15 protein-coding genes are annotated in these 14,743 nt (G+C 61.4%); 8 read left to right on the plus strand and 7 right to left on the minus strand.

Going from position 1 to position 14,743, the window contains the following annotated elements; all coding sequences use genetic code 11:
- Window positions 1-63: 63 nt before the first annotated feature.
- Entirely contained in the window at window positions 64-459 is a 396-nt protein-coding gene (gene msrB / locus L6D82_RS13665) for a peptide-methionine (R)-S-oxide reductase MsrB (RefSeq protein WP_064383288.1), read from the minus strand.
- A gap of 225 nt (window positions 460-684) precedes the next feature.
- On the opposite strand from msrB, the gene L6D82_RS13670 reads away from it, so the two are divergent.
- Window positions 685-1,896 carry a pyridoxal phosphate-dependent aminotransferase gene (locus L6D82_RS13670; protein ID WP_007955711.1) on the plus strand — a complete coding sequence of 404 codons (1,212 nt, stop codon included), beginning with the start codon at window positions 685-687 and terminating at the stop codon, window positions 1,894-1,896.
- 303 nt (window positions 1,897-2,199) lie between these two features.
- Entirely contained in the window at window positions 2,200-3,087 is an 888-nt protein-coding gene (gene htpX / locus L6D82_RS13675) for a protease HtpX (protein ID WP_007955710.1), read from the plus strand.
- A gap of 59 nt (window positions 3,088-3,146) precedes the next feature.
- On the opposite strand, the gene L6D82_RS13680 is transcribed toward htpX, so the two are convergent.
- A complete protein-coding gene (locus L6D82_RS13680; RefSeq protein ID WP_102718497.1) occupies window positions 3,147-3,800 on the minus strand; it encodes a thiopurine S-methyltransferase in 654 nt (217 codons plus the stop codon).
- 102 nt (window positions 3,801-3,902) lie between these two features.
- Between L6D82_RS13680 and L6D82_RS13685 the strand changes: the two genes are divergently transcribed.
- Window positions 3,903-4,670 carry a DODA-type extradiol aromatic ring-opening family dioxygenase gene (locus L6D82_RS13685; protein ID WP_236189634.1) on the plus strand — a complete coding sequence of 256 codons (768 nt, stop codon included), beginning with the start codon at window positions 3,903-3,905 and terminating at the stop codon, window positions 4,668-4,670.
- Between the two features lie 77 nt (window positions 4,671-4,747).
- On the opposite strand, the gene L6D82_RS13690 is transcribed toward L6D82_RS13685, so the two are convergent.
- A complete protein-coding gene (locus tag L6D82_RS13690) occupies window positions 4,748-6,421 on the minus strand; it encodes a DEAD/DEAH box helicase (protein WP_007955707.1) in 1,674 nt (557 codons plus the stop codon).
- Between the two features lie 422 nt (window positions 6,422-6,843).
- Here L6D82_RS13690 and L6D82_RS13695 point away from each other — a divergent pair, with 422 nt between their 5' ends.
- Window positions 6,844-7,635: a crotonase/enoyl-CoA hydratase family protein gene (locus L6D82_RS13695; RefSeq protein ID WP_102718498.1), complete on the plus strand. Its 792-nt coding sequence runs from the start codon at window positions 6,844-6,846 to the stop codon at window positions 7,633-7,635.
- Between the two features lie 3 nt (window positions 7,636-7,638).
- On the opposite strand, the gene L6D82_RS13700 is transcribed toward L6D82_RS13695, so the two are convergent.
- Complete coding sequence (locus L6D82_RS13700) at window positions 7,639-8,394, minus strand: spermidine synthase (protein WP_134021195.1); 756 nt, start codon at window positions 8,392-8,394, stop codon at window positions 7,639-7,641.
- A 150-nt stretch (window positions 8,395-8,544) separates the two neighbouring features.
- Between L6D82_RS13700 and L6D82_RS13705 the strand changes: the two genes are divergently transcribed.
- Complete coding sequence (locus L6D82_RS13705; RefSeq protein ID WP_007955704.1) at window positions 8,545-9,891, plus strand: class II 3-deoxy-7-phosphoheptulonate synthase; 1,347 nt, start codon at window positions 8,545-8,547, stop codon at window positions 9,889-9,891.
- Here L6D82_RS13705 and L6D82_RS13710 read toward each other — a convergent pair.
- On the minus strand, window positions 9,888-11,135 hold the full coding sequence (locus L6D82_RS13710) for a winged helix-turn-helix domain-containing protein (RefSeq protein WP_102686457.1): 1,248 nt from the start codon (window positions 11,133-11,135) through the stop codon (window positions 9,888-9,890). The two genes, L6D82_RS13705 and L6D82_RS13710, sit on opposite strands and share 4 nt — an antisense overlap.
- 64 nt (window positions 11,136-11,199) lie before the next feature.
- Entirely contained in the window at window positions 11,200-11,415 is a 216-nt protein-coding gene (locus L6D82_RS13715) for a DUF1127 domain-containing protein (RefSeq protein ID WP_085744970.1), read from the minus strand.
- Window positions 11,416-11,512: 97 nt separating this feature from the next.
- On the opposite strand from L6D82_RS13715, the gene L6D82_RS13720 reads away from it, so the two are divergent.
- Entirely contained in the window at window positions 11,513-12,367 is an 855-nt protein-coding gene (locus L6D82_RS13720; RefSeq protein ID WP_007955701.1) for a LysR substrate-binding domain-containing protein, read from the plus strand.
- On the opposite strand, the gene L6D82_RS13725 is transcribed toward L6D82_RS13720, so the two are convergent.
- The gene (locus L6D82_RS13725) at window positions 12,357-13,106 is read right to left on the minus strand and encodes a sulfite exporter TauE/SafE family protein (RefSeq protein WP_085744971.1); all 750 of its coding nucleotides are present in this window, start codon (window positions 13,104-13,106) and stop codon (window positions 12,357-12,359) included. The genes L6D82_RS13720 and L6D82_RS13725 overlap by 11 nt on opposite strands.
- A gap of 112 nt (window positions 13,107-13,218) precedes the next feature.
- Between L6D82_RS13725 and L6D82_RS13730 the strand changes: the two genes are divergently transcribed.
- Both L6D82_RS13730 and L6D82_RS13735 read left to right on the plus strand, forming a co-directional pair.
- Window positions 13,219-14,175 (plus strand): LysR family transcriptional regulator, encoded by a 957-nt coding sequence (locus tag L6D82_RS13730; RefSeq protein ID WP_011335300.1) that lies wholly within the window; start codon window positions 13,219-13,221, stop codon window positions 14,173-14,175.
- An 83-nt stretch (window positions 14,176-14,258) separates the two neighbouring features.
- Window positions 14,259-14,723, plus strand: coding sequence for a MarR family winged helix-turn-helix transcriptional regulator (locus L6D82_RS13735; protein WP_085744972.1), 465 nt, complete (start codon window positions 14,259-14,261; stop codon window positions 14,721-14,723).
- Window positions 14,724-14,743 lie beyond the last annotated feature (20 nt).

Raw genomic sequence — 14,743 nt, forward strand, 5'->3', positions numbered from 1 at the left:
CGAGCAATTGAATTGTGTGCAATTTAATTATTCGAAAGGCGACCCATGGATCGCCCGTATCGGTTACTCGCGCGGCACCAGGTCCAGGCACACCGAGTTGATGCAGTAACGCAGGCCGGTCGGCGGCGGACCGTCAGGGAATACGTGGCCCAGGTGCGCATCGCACTTGGCGCATTTCACTTCGGTGCGGATCATGCCGTGGCTGGTGTCACGGATTTCGGTCATGGCGCTCTCGCCGATCGGCGCGTAGAAGCTTGGCCAGCCGCAACCGGAATCGAATTTGGTCTTGGAATCAAACAATGGCTCGTTGCAGCAGACGCAGTGATAGACACCGTCAGTCTTGGTGGCGTTGTATTTACCGGAGAACGGTCGCTCGGTAGCACTGAGACGGCACACGTTGTATTGCTCGGGGTCGAGCATCGCCCGCCATTCTTCCAGGGTCTTTTCAATCTTTTCCATCATCACACCTCAGCGGCTGAAAAAGCCCGATCTGTACCTTTTCCACGGATCGGGCGGCACGTATGATTGCGCCTCGTCACACGCCAGTCTGGCAGCGGGTTCCTGCGCATTCAAACGGATTGTTGGAAACCGCCGCTCGAGACACTTGCCTGTGTGAAGACGCAGGATTCCCAGCACGGTTGTCCACCCGCCGCCTGGATCGTTCATTTTCGGGATCACATCGCCATGCAGTTCAGCAAATCGAACAAGCTCGCCAACGTCTGCTACGACATTCGCGGCCCGGTGCTCAAGCACGCCAAACGCCTGGAAGAGGAAGGCCATCGCATCCTCAAGCTGAACATCGGCAACCCGGCGCCCTTTGGTTTCGAAGCGCCGGACGAAATTCTCCAGGATGTGATCCGCAACCTGCCGACCGCCCAGGGCTACAGCGATTCCAAAGGCCTGTTCAGCGCGCGCAAGGCGGTGATGCAGTACTACCAGCAGAAGCAGGTCGAAGGTGTCGGCATCGAGGACATCTACCTGGGCAACGGCGTGTCCGAGCTGATCGTGATGTCGCTGCAGGCGCTGCTCAACAACGGCGACGAAGTGCTGGTGCCGGCGCCGGACTACCCACTGTGGACCGCAGCCGTGAGCCTGGCCGGCGGTAACGCGGTGCATTACCTGTGCGACGAGGGCGCCGACTGGTTCCCGGACCTGGCCGACATCAAGGCCAAGATCACCCCGAACACCAAGGCGATGGTGATCATCAACCCGAACAACCCGACCGGCGCGGTGTATTCGAAAGAAGTGCTGCTGGGCATGCTCGAGCTGGCCCGTCAGCACAACCTGGTGGTGTTCTCCGACGAGATCTACGACAAGATCCTCTACGACGACGCCGTGCACATCTGCACCGCTTCGCTGGCCCCGGACCTGCTGTGCCTGACCTTCAACGGTCTGTCCAAGTCGTATCGCGTGGCGGGTTTCCGTTCCGGCTGGATCGCCATTTCCGGGCCGAAACACAACGCTCACAGCTACATCGAAGGCATCGACATGCTGGCCAACATGCGTCTGTGCGCCAACGTGCCGAGCCAGCATGCAATTCAGACCGCACTCGGCGGCTACCAGAGCATCAACGATCTGGTGCTGCCACAAGGTCGCCTGCTGGAACAGCGCAACCGTACCTGGGAATTGCTCAACGACATTCCCGGCGTGAGCTGCGTGAAGCCGATGGGCGCACTGTACGCGTTCCCGAAGATCGACCCGAAAGTCTGCCCGATCCACAACGACGAGAAATTCGTGCTCGATCTGCTGCTCTCCGAGAAGCTGCTGGTAGTGCAAGGCACGGCGTTCAACTGGCCGTGGCCTGACCACTTCCGCGTGGTCACCCTGCCGCGGGTCGATGACCTGGACATGGCCATCGGTCGCATCGGCAACTTCCTCAAGTCCTACCGCCAGTAACCGGCGCTCAGTGCGCAACGGCCCGAACGTTGCGCACTGTCTGATTCAGCAACACTTCTGCTCCGCCCCTCCTCCAGCACCTTCTACACTTGCGACTCATACGAATCATGCGTGCCTGACGCAATGAGACCGGGTGCCGTGTGCCTGTCATCCATACCGGATTCAGCAGTGGGAAATATCCCATGCCCGACAAATCCGGTGTAGGACACAGTTTGAAATAGTCACTCGGTTGAATCGCCAGGTGCCGCGCCTTATATACCCCGCAGTACGCTACATCTTTAGCTTGAGGAGATTTCTACAACCATGATGCGCATCCTGCTGTTTTTGGCCACTAACCTGGCGGTCGTGCTGATAGCCAGCATCACCCTGAGCCTTTTTGGCTTCAACGGGTTCATGGCGGCCAACGGGGTTGATCTCAACCTCAGTCAGCTGCTGGTTTTCTGTGCAGTCTTTGGTTTTGCCGGTTCCCTGTTCTCGCTGTTCATCTCCAAGTGGATGGCGAAGATGAGCACCAGTACCCAGATCATCACCCAGCCACGCACTCGCCACGAGCAATGGCTGCTGCAAACCGTCGAGCAACTGTCCCGGGAAGCCGGGATCAAGATGCCCGAGGTGGGGATTTTCCCGGCCTATGAAGCCAACGCCTTCGCTACCGGCTGGAACAAGAACGACGCACTGGTCGCAGTCAGCCAGGGTTTGCTTGAGCGTTTCAAGGAAGATGAAGTGCGGGCCGTGCTGGCTCACGAGATCGGTCACGTGGCCAATGGCGACATGGTCACCCTGGCGCTGATCCAGGGCGTGGTGAACACCTTCGTGATGTTCTTCGCGCGTATCATCGGCAACTTCGTCGACAAGGTGATCTTCAAGAACGAAGAAGGCCAAGGCATGGCCTACTACATCGCGACCATCTTCGCCGAGCTGGTGCTGGGCATTCTGGCCAGCGCCATCGTGATGTGGTTCTCGCGTAAACGCGAGTTCCGTGCCGACGATGCAGGTGCCCGCCTGGCCGGTACCGGCGCGATGATCAACGCCTTGCAACGCCTGCGCGCCGAACAAGGCCTGCCGGTGCACATGCCGGACACCCTGAACGCCTTTGGCATCAACGGTGGCATCAAGCAAGGGTTCGCCCGCATGTTCATGAGCCACCCGCCGCTGGAAGAGCGTATCGACGCCCTGCGTCGTCGCGGCTGATCAAACCGGCGCACCAACGAAAAGGCCCGCAGTGATGCGGGCCTTTTTTTGCCTGTCGATTACGCCCCGGAAATCCGGTAGACCCGCTCTTCCAGCCGAGTTACGCCGGCTTGCACGAACTTCCAGCTGTCACCGAGCACATCCTGCTCCTCCAGCATCTCGACACGCCAGACACTGCCCAGCAAACGCTGCACTTCGGCATCGTCTACGGAAAATGGCGGCCCGGGCATCTGCGACTGGTCATAATCCAGCGTCACCAACAGCCCTCGGCATGTCGGCAAAAGACCCTGCAAGTGCGCCGCATAACGCTCGCGCATCGCGGGCGGCAAGGCGATCACCGCCGCCCTGTCATACAGTGCGGTGCAACCGGCAACATCATCTGCCGTCAGCGAGAAGAAATCCCCGCACCACAACTCGATCGCGCCCGCGCGATAAACCTTGAAACCGCCTTGCTCGCTCACCCGCGGCTGCAATTGCTGCTCAATAAAGAAGTCTTCCACGGCCTTCTCCGACAGCTCGACACCAAGCACCTGATGACCTCGGCCGGCGAGCCACAGCAGATCCAGGCTTTTACCGCACAACGGCACCAGCACACGCGCCTGCGCCGGGATGGCCAGCTCGGGCCAGTGCCGCTGCAAATACGGGTTCACCTCAGGCTGATGAAAGCCGATCTGGTTCAATTCCCATTTCTTGTGCCAAAACTCCGGCTGCATGCATCCTCCTAAGAATTCGATCAAAAGACGTTAAAACTTATATTGGAATTAGATCAATGAACTGACTGAAGATGGGTCATCTTAACGCTCAGGAATCCTTCCATGTTTCCCAGCCTGTTTATCTCTCACGGCTCGCCCATGCTGGCGCTGGAGCCCGGTGCCAGCGGTCCGGCCCTGGCGCGGCTGGCGGCCGAACTGCCACGCCCGAAAGCCATCGTCATCGTTTCCGCCCATTGGGAAAGCCATGAGCTTCTGGTCAGCAGCCATGCGCAACCGGAAACCTGGCACGACTTCGGCGGTTTCCCCCGCGCGCTGTATGAAGTGCAGTATCCGGCACCGGGCAATCCGCAAATGGCCCGCGAGGTTGCCGATCTGCTGACCGCCAACAACCTGCCGGCGCGTCTCGACCCGCAACGACCGTTCGATCACGGCGTGTGGGTTCCGCTCTCGCTGATGTACCCGCAAGCCGACATCCCGGTGGTTCAGGTTTCCCTGTCCAGCCGTGGCGGCCCGGCGTTGCAGAACCGCGTCGGTCAAGCGCTGGCCAGTCTGCGCGAACAGGGCATTCTGTTGATCGGCTCCGGCAGCATCACCCACAACCTGCGGGAACTGGACTGGCACGCTGGCCCGGAAAGCGTCGAGCCGTGGGCCCGGGATTTCCGCGACTGGATTGTCGACAAACTGGCTGCCAACGACGAAGCCGCATTGCACGATTACCGCCAGCAGGCACCGAACGCCGTGCGCAGCCATCCAAGTGATGAACATCTGCTGCCGCTGTACTTTGCCCGCGGCGCTGGCGGCGACTTCAGCATTGCCCATCAAGGTTTCACCATGGGCGCACTGGGCATGGACATCTACCGCTTCGGCTGATGCCCAAATCGCAGGCAAAAAAAATCCCCGAACCAGTCGGGGATTTTTTATGTTCGATCAATCAGCCCAGAGGCGGATCAATCTTCGCGGTAGCGACGCAGTTTCAGCTGCTTGCCGGCAACGCGAGTGTCCTTCAGTTTGGTCAGGAGCTTGTCCAGACCATCTTCCGGCAGCTCGACGAGGCTGAAGCTGTCACGCACCTGGATGCGACCGATGGCTTCACGTGCCAGACCACCTTCGTTGAGGATGGCGCCCAGCAGGTTTTTCGCCGCGATACCGTCACGCGCGCCCAGCGCGGTACGGCAACGGGCACGGCCTTCGCCCAGTGGCATCGGAGCACGACGCTCGCGGTCACCACGGTCCGGACGATCACCGGAACGCTCAGGACGGTCGCCACGCGGTGCGCTGTTCGGCACCAGTGGACGTTCCTTCTCGATCGCTGCCAGGTTCAGCGCCTGACCATTGGTGGCCTTGCGCAGCAGAGCGGCAGCCAGGGCACGCGGGGTGCAACCGATGTCGGCGGTCAGGCGATCCAGCAGATCACCGTGAGTCGATTCGGCGTCAGCCACCAGCGGCGACAGGCTGTTGGTCAGTTTCTTGATGCGGGCATCGAGAACGGCCTGGGCGTCCGGCAGACGCACTTCGGCAACTTTCTGACCGGTCACACGCTCGATCACTTGCAGCATGCGGCGCTCACGCGGAGTCACCAGCAGCAGCGCGCGGCCTTCGCGACCGGCACGGCCGGTACGGCCGATACGGTGCACGTAGGATTCCGGATCGTACGGCATGTCCACGTTGAAAACGTGGGTGATGCGCGGAACGTCCAGACCACGGGCGGCAACGTCGGTCGCTACAACGATGTCCAGACGGCCATCTTTCAGCGAGTCGATGACGCGCTCACGCTGGTTCTGGGCGATGTCGCCGTTCAACGCGGCGGCTTTGTAGCCTTTGGCGTCGAGGGCGCTGGCCAGATCCAGGGTCGCTTGCTTGGTGCGCACGAACATGATCAGAGCGTCGAAATCTTCCACTTCCAGCAAGCTGAGAACGGCAGAAGTCTTCTGGTCAGCGTGAACCAACAGGTGAGCCTGTTCGATCGCGGTAACGGTCTGGGTCTTGCTCTGGATCTTCACGTGCTTTGGATCGCGCAGGTGACGCTCGGCGATGGCACGGATCGATTGCGGCAGGGTCGCCGAGAACAATACGGTCTGACGGGTTTCCGGCATGGCCTTGAAGATGACTTCGAGGTCGTCCATGAAGCCCAGTTTGAGCATTTCGTCTGCTTCGTCGAGAACCAGGTGGTTCACGGTCTGCAGTACTTTTTCGTCGCGACGCAGGTGGTCGCACAGACGGCCCGGAGTGGCGACAACGATCTGTGCGCCATTACGGATTGCTTTCAATTGTGGGCCCATCGGCGCGCCGCCGTAGACAGCCACAACAGTCACGCCCGGCATTTGCTTGGCGTAGGTTTCGAAAGCGGTTGCAACTTGTAGCGCCAACTCACGAGTTGGGGCCAGGATCAGAGCTTGCGGCTCGCGCTTGGACGGATCGATGCGGTGCAGGATAGGCAGGGCAAAGGCAGCGGTTTTACCGGTACCGGTTTGCGCCTGACCAATCATATCGTGACCGGCGAGGATGATCGGGATCGACTGCTGCTGAATGGCCGAAGGCTCTTCATAGCCGGTAGCGACTACTGCAGCGACAATATTGGGATGAAGTTCAAGAGCGGCGAAGCCGCCGATTTCCTGGGTCATGGGTCTGCCTCTAAGTGCATCCGCAAAGACCCATGCTCCAAAGCTGCACATGCCGTGTTGAGACTCAAGAGTCGCCCTGGCAGCTTTGTCGGCGGGGATTTGCGAAAACGAATGAATGAAAAAGAATCGTCAAGGAAGAGCCCGCAGTGCGGACGTGCAGCCGAAGCTGACTTCGGGGAATTGCGCTACCTAAACGCGGCCCGGTTAAAGGCCGGCGCGCACTATACCGGAATTTGCCCAAAAAGGGAGCTTTTTTTATCGGCGAAATACAGTTGTCACCGCTGTGTAACGGGGTTTTGCGGATAATCGGGCAAAGGTCTATTTTTCAAAGACCCCGGCCCTGCGGGCGATGGCGCTTAAACGATTCACCGACGTGCGGCATCTGGTCGCTGCACCTTTTCTTCCCCTGCGAGGAAACACCCATGAATCAGCCCTGCCCCGGCCGCGTGAGCCGTGCGCGCCACGGTCACGTGCATTTGATCGGCCTGGACCGCGCCGCCAAGCGCAATGCCTTCGACCTCGACCTGCTCAACGACCTGGCCCTGGCCTACGGTGAATTCGAGGCCGACAGCGACGCACGGGTGGCGGTGGTGTTCGGGCATGGCGAGCATTTCACCGCCGGCCTCGATCTGGTCAACGCCAGTTCCGCCCTCGCCCAGGGCTGGCAGGTGCCGCCCGGTGGTTGCGATCCATGGGGCGTGTTCGTCGGGCCACGGGTCAGCAAACCGGTGATCGTCGCGGCGCAGGGTTATTGCCTGACCATCGGCATCGAATTGATGCTCGCCGCCGACATCAACCTGTGCGCGAGCAACACTCGGTTCGCCCAGATGGAAGTGCAGCGCGGGATCTTTCCGTTCGGCGGCGCGACGTTACGCTTTCATCAGGTCGCCGGCTGGGGCAATGCGATGCGCTGGCTGCTGACCGGCGACGAGTTTGATGCCCATGATGCGTTGCGCCTGGGTCTGGTGCAGGAAGTCATGGCCAGCGAAGACTTGCTGCCACGCGCCATCGAATTGGCCGAGCGAATCGCCCGACAGGCGCCGTTGGGCGTACAGGCAACGTTGATGTCGGCACGCCAGGCGCGCTATGAAGGCGAGACCGCAGCGGCTAAAAGCTTGCCGCCACTGGTGAAGAAGTTGCTGGCCACTGAAGACGCCAAGGAAGGTGTGCGCTCCCTGGTGGAGCGCAGGCCTGGCGTTTTCAAAGGCCTTTGAAGATCAGGTCGCCGGACGGATGCAGTTGATCAACGTCTGCAACGAGTAACCCAGCTTCGGCGCCAGCGCTTCAGCCCGGGCAGTCAGCGCCTGCATATCCAGCACCTGATCAAGATCCGCCGGCACGATCAGAATGACGTTGCCCTCCTTCACCGGCAGTTCCCAGTAATGCCGGTGATAGAGCCCGCGCAGCAGCGCCGCACCCAAGGGTTTGCCGTCATCAGTGGCCCATTGGTTGATCACCAGCCAGCCGCCAGGATTCAGACGCTTCTGACAGTCACCGAGGAAATTCCACGCAAGGTGCCCGGCGCCGGGGCCGACATCGGTGTACAGGTCGACGAAGATCAGATCCGCCGGCTCAGCCGTCGGCAGCAGTTCGAGGGCATCGCCGACGCGGATGTACAGCCGTGGATCGTCATCCAGCCCGAGGTATTCGATGGCCAGACGCGGTACGTCCGGGCGCAGCTCGATGGCTTCGACATCTTCCAGCGGCAGGAAATTGAGGCAGGCCTGGGTCAACGTCCCCGCGCCCAGCCCGAGGAACAGCGCACTCTCCGGTTGCTGATGGCACAGCGCGCCGATCAGCATCGCCCGGGTGTAGTCGTACTCCAGCCAGCTCGGGTCGGCGGTAAACACGCAGCTTTGCTCGATCGCATCGCCGAACTCCAGAAAGCGGTAGTCGGCCACTTCCAGCACGCGAATCACGCCGAACTCATCCTGTACCTCGGCGAGCAACAGCTCGACGCGCTCCTCAGTCATTTCGTCTCCTGGTGGTCACCGGGCGCGGTGACGCGATGGCACCGCTGTGGTGCCGTGGCAAAGCGGCGATTGTCGGCGAAGCGGCAGGAGCAGGTCACGCACTAATTGCTGCTAACATGGCCGTCCGTGCGTAGAACCTTAGAGACCGTGATGAGCCAACCCTGGAGCCCTGACAGCTGGCGCGCCCTGCCGATCCAGCAACAACCCCAATACCCCGACGCCGCGCATCTGCGCCAGGTCGAGCAGACGCTGGCCAGCTACCCGCCGCTGGTGTTTGCCGGCGAAGCGCGCGAGCTGCGTCGTCAGTTTGCCGAAGTCACCCAGGGCCGGGCGTTCCTGCTGCAGGGCGGCGACTGCGCGGAAAGCTTCGCCGAGTTCTCCGCCGCGAAGATCCGCGACACCTTTAAAGTGTTGCTGCAGATGGCAATCGTCATGACCTTCGCTGCCGGCTGCCCGGTGGTCAAAGTCGGGCGCATGGCCGGCCAGTTCGCCAAGCCGCGCTCGGCCAACGACGAGACCATCGACGGCGTGACCTTGCCGGCCTACAGGGGTGACATCGTCAACGGCATCGGTTTCGACTCGGCCAGCCGCGTACCGGATCCGGAGCGTCTGCTGCAGTCCTATCACCAGTCCACCGCCACCCTCAACCTGCTGCGCGCTTTCGCCCAGGGCGGTTTTGCCGACCTGCATCAGGTGCACAAGTGGAACCTCGATTTCATCGCCAACTCGGCGCTGGCCGAAAAATACAGCCACCTCGCCGACCGTATCGATGAAACCCTGGCGTTCATGCGCGCCTGCGGCATGGACAGCTCGCCGCAACTGCGCGAAACCAGTTTCTTCACCGCCCACGAAGCGCTGCTGCTGAACTACGAAGAAGCCTTCGTGCGCCGCGACAGCCTGACCAACGATTACTACGATTGCTCGGCGCACATGCTGTGGATCGGCGACCGCACCCGTCAGCTCGACGGCGCCCACGTCGAATTCCTGCGCGGGGTGAACAACCCGATCGGGGTGAAAGTCGGCCCGAGCATGAACCCCGACGACCTGATCCGCCTGATCGACGTGCTCAACCCGGACAACGATCCGGGCCGCCTCAACCTGATCGCACGGATGGGCGCGAACAAAGTCGGCGATCACCTGCCGGCGCTGATCCGCGCGGTGCAGCGCGAAGGCAAGCAGGTGCTGTGGAGTTCCGACCCGATGCACGGCAACACCATCAAGGCCAGCAGCGGCTACAAGACCCGCGACTTCGCGCAGATTCTTGGCGAGGTGAAGCAGTTCTTCCAGGTTCACGAAGCGGAGGGCAGCTACGCCGGCGGTATCCACATCGAAATGACCGGGCAGAACGTTACCGAGTGCATCGGTGGCGCGCGGCCAATCACTGAAGATGGCTTGTCGGATCGCTATCACACTCACTGCGACCCACGGATGAATGCCGATCAGTCGCTGGAACTGGCGTTCTTGATTGCCGAGACGCTGAAACAGGTCAAACGCTAAATCGCGATGACGTTGGCTCGGTCGTTTTCGACTTGAGCCAACGCCACCCGCAATCGCCCCGCACTTTCCCGCTGACAATTGAGCTGCACGTGCTCAAGCCCCAACCAGTCCGCCATGCGCCGCAGGTTCAGCGCCAGCGCCAGCATCCCCGCCTCGTCCAGCCCCGTTTCTTCCTCGTGCACCGCATGCACGGCCAGTCGCCCCGCCGCTCGTTCGGCGCGCAGGTCAACCCGCGCGGCAATCCGTTCGTTGTGCAGGAACGGCAACACGTAATAGCCGTAGACACGTTTGTCCTGCGGCGTGTAAATCTCCAGCCGATAGCGGAAATCGAACAGCCGCTCGGTCCGGCTGCGCTCCCAGATCAGTGAATCGAACGGCGACAGCAATGCACTGGCCTCGACCTTGCGCGGGATTTTCGGCTCGGGCAGGCAATAAGCGATCTGGCGCCAACCGGCGACTTCGCAGGTCAGCAGTTGCCCGTCCTCGACCAGTTCCGCCAGACGCGGGCGGGCATCGGAAGGATTCAGGCGGAAGTAATCACGCAGGTCTTTTTCCGTGCCGACACCCAGAGCCTGCGCTGCATGCAGCAGCAAACCGCGCTGGGCCTCGGCCTCATCGGGCAATGGCCGCTGCAGCACGGAAGCCGGAATCACCCGCTCGGGCAAGTCATACAAACGCTCGAAACCACGGCGTCCGGCGACGGTGACTTCGCCAGCGGCAAACAGCCATTCCAAGGCGTGCTTTTCCGCGCTCCAGTCCCACCATGGCCCGGCCTTTTCCTCGCGGGTCGACAGGCTGCCGGCGCCCAGTGCGCCCTGCTTTTCGACCGACGCCAGCACCCGGCGAATGGTGTCCTGCTGCTCGCGACCGAACCGCGCCAGTTGCTGATAGATGTCTTCACCACGTCTGGCCCGCTGCATGCGCCAGCCCATCAGCGGGTACATCGACAGCGGCAGCAACGACGCCTCATGGCCCCAGTATTCGAACAGCGAACGACGACGCCCCGAACTCCAGGCAGCCTGGTCGAGCAAGTCAGCAGAGTAGGAACCAAGACGGGAGAACAGCGGCAGGTAGTGCGAGCGCACCACGGCATTGACGGAGTCGATCTGCAACAGGCCGAGGCGTTCGATCAGCCGGTTGACGTGCATCGCCTTGACAGCCGGCGGCTGGCGCCCGTGAAACCCTTGGGCAGCCAGTGCCAGACGTCGAGCCTGTTTAAGGGAAAAGGACAATGTCGCGGGCATGTGTTCCTCCATGTCTGCTCGCAACCTACCTCACCTGAAAGTGGTTTGTGTAGCAATGGCCTCATCATTTATGCATCGGATCATCCCAGAACGGCCGCACCGACTCATGTTCGACATCGGCACGGCTGACCCCGATGTCCTTCAACGCTTCGTCGCTCAGACTGGCAAGCAACTCGCGTTCGCGGTGAAGTTCGTACCAGCGACTAAACTTGTGCAGCAAATCGGTAATCAGATGGACCGGCACTCTGTCATCGCTCACATAGACTTTTTGACCTTTCATCGTGTTGCCCTCCTTTAGGGATGGCTCAAGTCTCGCGCCGGCGCTACGATCAATCCAACGAATGTTTCTGATGGCATGCATCACGGAGATTCATCAATTGTCGGCATATCCCAGTATCGATACCGATGTCCTGCGCACCTTTGTCGCGATTGCCGATCAGGGCGGTTTTACCCGTGCCGGCGAAATGGTCAACCGCACCCAATCGGCGGTGAGCATGCAGATGAAGCGTCTGGAAGAGGACGTGTTGCAGCGCCAGTTGTTCGAGCGCGACGGGCGTCAGGTGCGCCTCACCGCCGAAGGCCAGGTGTTGCTCGGCTACGCGCGGCGCATCCTGAAATTGCACAGTGAAGTTTTCAACACCCTGCGCGAGCCGCACATGGTCGGCACGGTGCGGATCGGTACGCCGGACGATTACGTGATGCGGTTTCTGCCGGGGATCCTGTCGCGCTTCGCCCAGTTCTATCCGTTGATCCAGATCGAAGTGCATTGCGAGTCGACCAAACAATTGCTGCAGCGCACGGATCTGGATCTTTCGATCGTCACCCGCGAGCCGGGCAACGAGATTGGCCAGTTGCTGCGCAAGGAGCGCTTCGTCTGGGCCGAGGCGCAGAATTTCAGCGCCCACGAACAGACGCCGTTGCCGCTGGCGATGTTCAATAGTGATTGCTTTTGCCGCCTGTGGGCCTGTAACGCGCTGGACGCGATGGGCCGCGAGTACCGGATTGCCTACAACAGCACCAGCCTGTCGGCGTTGATGGCAGTGGTGAGCGCGGGTCTGGCGATCACCGCGCAACTGGAAAGCCTGATCACCCCGGATCTGCGCATTCTCGGCGCCGCCGAAGATCTGCCGCTGTTGCCCGAGGCCAGCATCATGCTGATCCGCAACCTCAACAATCCCTCGCCGATCACCGAATGCCTGGCCGAGCACATCGTCGAAGGCTTCAAACTTTAAAGGCGAGCATCACCGCGCACAGCACCAGGAACCCGCAGAACAGCCCGCGCAGGAGTTTTTCCGGCATTGCGTGGGCCACTTTCACCCCCCAACTGATACTGGCCAGACCGCCAATGGCCAGCGGCAGGCCGATCATCCAGTCCACTTCGTGGTGCACCGCGTACGTCACCAGCGTGACCCCGGTGCTCGGCAACGCCAGCGCCAGCGACAGGCCTTGAGCGACCACCTGAGTGGTGCCGAACAGACTGGTCAGCACCGGCGTCGCCACCACCGCCCCACCGACACCGAACAAGCCGCCCATGGTGCCCGACGCCGCGCCGAGCACGCCCAGCCACGGCCATGAATAACGCATCTCGGAAGTCGCTGCCGGACGCGCGCCAAACATGCGCACCAGGTTGTAGGCCGACAACGCCACGAGGAACGCGACAAACCCGATGCGCATGGTTTGCGCGTCGATGCCCACGGCCCAGATCGAGCCGATCCACGCGAAACAGAATCCCATCACCGCCAACGGCAATGCATGCCGGAGCTCAATGCGATTGCGCTGATGATAACGCCACAGCGCCAGCATCACGTTCGGCACCACCATCACCAGCGCCGTGCCTTGGGCGATCTGCTGATCGAGCCCGAACCACACGCCCAGCAGCGGAATGGCGATCAAGCCACCACCGATGCCGAAGATCCCACCCAGCGTGCCGAGGGCGGCGCCAAACAACAGGTACAGCAAAAACTCGATCACAGCAGAATTCCTCAAACGTCAGGCGACTCATCCTACGCAGTCGACGCTGGCACGGAAACGCACAGCAACGCACAATGGCTGTGCCAAATCCGCATAGGCACTGAACTGATTCATGAATCCCAATCAATTGACCGAACAACTCGGGCTGTTTCTCGATGTGCTGGAAAGTGGCAGTTTCTCCGCCGCCTCACGCCGACATCCGCTGACGCCGTCCGCCGTTGCCCGGCGTATCGACAGTCTGGAAAGCGCTGTCGGCAGCCAGTTGTTCATCCGCAGCACTCACGCGGTGCGCGCCACGCCGGCGGGTCTGGCGTTTGCCGAACGGGCGCGACGGATCGTTGCCGAGCTGCAACTGGCCCGGGCGGAAGCGGTGTCCCTGAGCAGCGCGCCGGAGGGTCTGATTCGGGTGGATGCGCCGGCGGCATTCGGGCGCCGGCATCTGGCGCCAGTGATTGCCGATTTTCTGGTGCTGTATCCGGGGCTCGACGTGCAGCTGCATCTGATCGACAGCTTCGTGGACATGGACGGTTCGAACCTGGGCAAGGTCGATCTGGTATTGCGCGCCGGGCAGATGGCCGACACCCGGCTGGTCGCCACACCGTTGGCGAGCATGGTGCGCATCGCCTGCGCCAGCCCCGATTATCTCAAGCGCCGAGGCGTGCCGAGCGAGCCAGCGCAATTGAGTGAACATGACGGTCTGGATTGGGACGGTCTTGCCCCGCCCTTCGCCTGGCGCTTCGAACAGGACGGGCAGATGCAATTGCATCGTCCGGCGCGGGTGCGCATGAGCGCCAACAACGCCGAGGCGCTGGTTTGCGGTGCGCTCGCGGGACTCGGGATCGCGCATCTGCCGACCTGGCTGGCCAGCGAATACCTGCTGCGCGGCGAGTTGCTGCCGCTGTTCTGTGAAAACGGCCTGCCAAAACCGGAGAGCACCGGCATCTACGCGCTGCGGCTGGAGCAACAGGCCAGCTCCCGCAGTCGCTTGCTGCTGGAATACCTCAAGACCCGGTTCAGCCCCGTGCCGCCGTGGGATCTGGCCCTGCAGCGGGAACTGGGCCGGCACTGACCGATTCGCCACCGGGCACAATTGTCTGGCGCATTAAAGATTCGAGCGCTAGATTCAACTGCATCACCGTTCAAGGCACTGACATGACCACCGACCGCGACACCTCCGATCACTGCGAAGAGCTGCTGCTCGACAATCAGGCCTGCTTCGCCCTGCATTCCACTTCGCTGATGATGACCAAGGTCTACAAGCCGCTGCTGCAAGCGCTTGGCCTGACGTATCCGCAATACCTGGCGATGATGGTGCTGTGGGAGAAGGATGGTTTAACCGTCGGAGAAATCAGCACGCGCCTGCTGACCGATCCGGGTTCGCTGACCCCGCTGCTCAAACGTCTGGAAGGTGAAGGCTTGCTCAGCCGAACCCGCAGCCGGGAAGATGAGCGCGTGGTGATCGTTGAACTGACTGCCCAGGGACACGCCTTGAAAGACAAGGCCCGAACCGTTCCGCAGTGCATTCTGGGGGCCAGCGGCTTCACCCTGGAACGTCTGCAAAATCTGCAAGCCGAGTTGCAGGCCTTGCGTGGTCATTTGCAGGACAGTCTCGCTTAAAACTCCCCCTTTCCTGTGGG

The sequence above is a fragment of the Pseudomonas paraglycinae genome, assembly GCF_021601625.1.
Lineage (GTDB): Bacteria > Pseudomonadota > Gammaproteobacteria > Pseudomonadales > Pseudomonadaceae > Aquipseudomonas > Aquipseudomonas paraglycinae.

Coding starts and splice junctions, on each gene's coding strand:
- msrB (WP_064383288.1), bottom strand. CDS start 459: ATGGAAAAGATTGAAAAGACCCTGGAAGAATGGCGGGCGATGCTCGAC.
- L6D82_RS13670 (WP_007955711.1), top strand. CDS start 685: ATGCAGTTCAGCAAATCGAACAAGCTCGCCAACGTCTGCTACGACATT.
- htpX (WP_007955710.1), top strand. CDS start 2,200: ATGATGCGCATCCTGCTGTTTTTGGCCACTAACCTGGCGGTCGTGCTG.
- L6D82_RS13680 (WP_102718497.1), bottom strand. CDS start 3,800: ATGCAGCCGGAGTTTTGGCACAAGAAATGGGAATTGAACCAGATCGGC.
- L6D82_RS13685 (WP_236189634.1), top strand. CDS start 3,903: ATGTTTCCCAGCCTGTTTATCTCTCACGGCTCGCCCATGCTGGCGCTG.
- L6D82_RS13690 (WP_007955707.1), bottom strand. CDS start 6,421: ATGACCCAGGAAATCGGCGGCTTCGCCGCTCTTGAACTTCATCCCAAT.
- L6D82_RS13695 (WP_102718498.1), top strand. CDS start 6,844: ATGAATCAGCCCTGCCCCGGCCGCGTGAGCCGTGCGCGCCACGGTCAC.
- L6D82_RS13700 (WP_134021195.1), bottom strand. CDS start 8,394: ATGACTGAGGAGCGCGTCGAGCTGTTGCTCGCCGAGGTACAGGATGAG.
- L6D82_RS13705 (WP_007955704.1), top strand. CDS start 8,545: ATGAGCCAACCCTGGAGCCCTGACAGCTGGCGCGCCCTGCCGATCCAG.
- L6D82_RS13710 (WP_102686457.1), bottom strand. CDS start 11,135: ATGCCCGCGACATTGTCCTTTTCCCTTAAACAGGCTCGACGTCTGGCA.
- L6D82_RS13715 (WP_085744970.1), bottom strand. CDS start 11,415: ATGAAAGGTCAAAAAGTCTATGTGAGCGATGACAGAGTGCCGGTCCAT.
- L6D82_RS13730 (WP_011335300.1), top strand. CDS start 13,219: ATGAATCCCAATCAATTGACCGAACAACTCGGGCTGTTTCTCGATGTG.
- L6D82_RS13735 (WP_085744972.1), top strand. CDS start 14,259: ATGACCACCGACCGCGACACCTCCGATCACTGCGAAGAGCTGCTGCTC.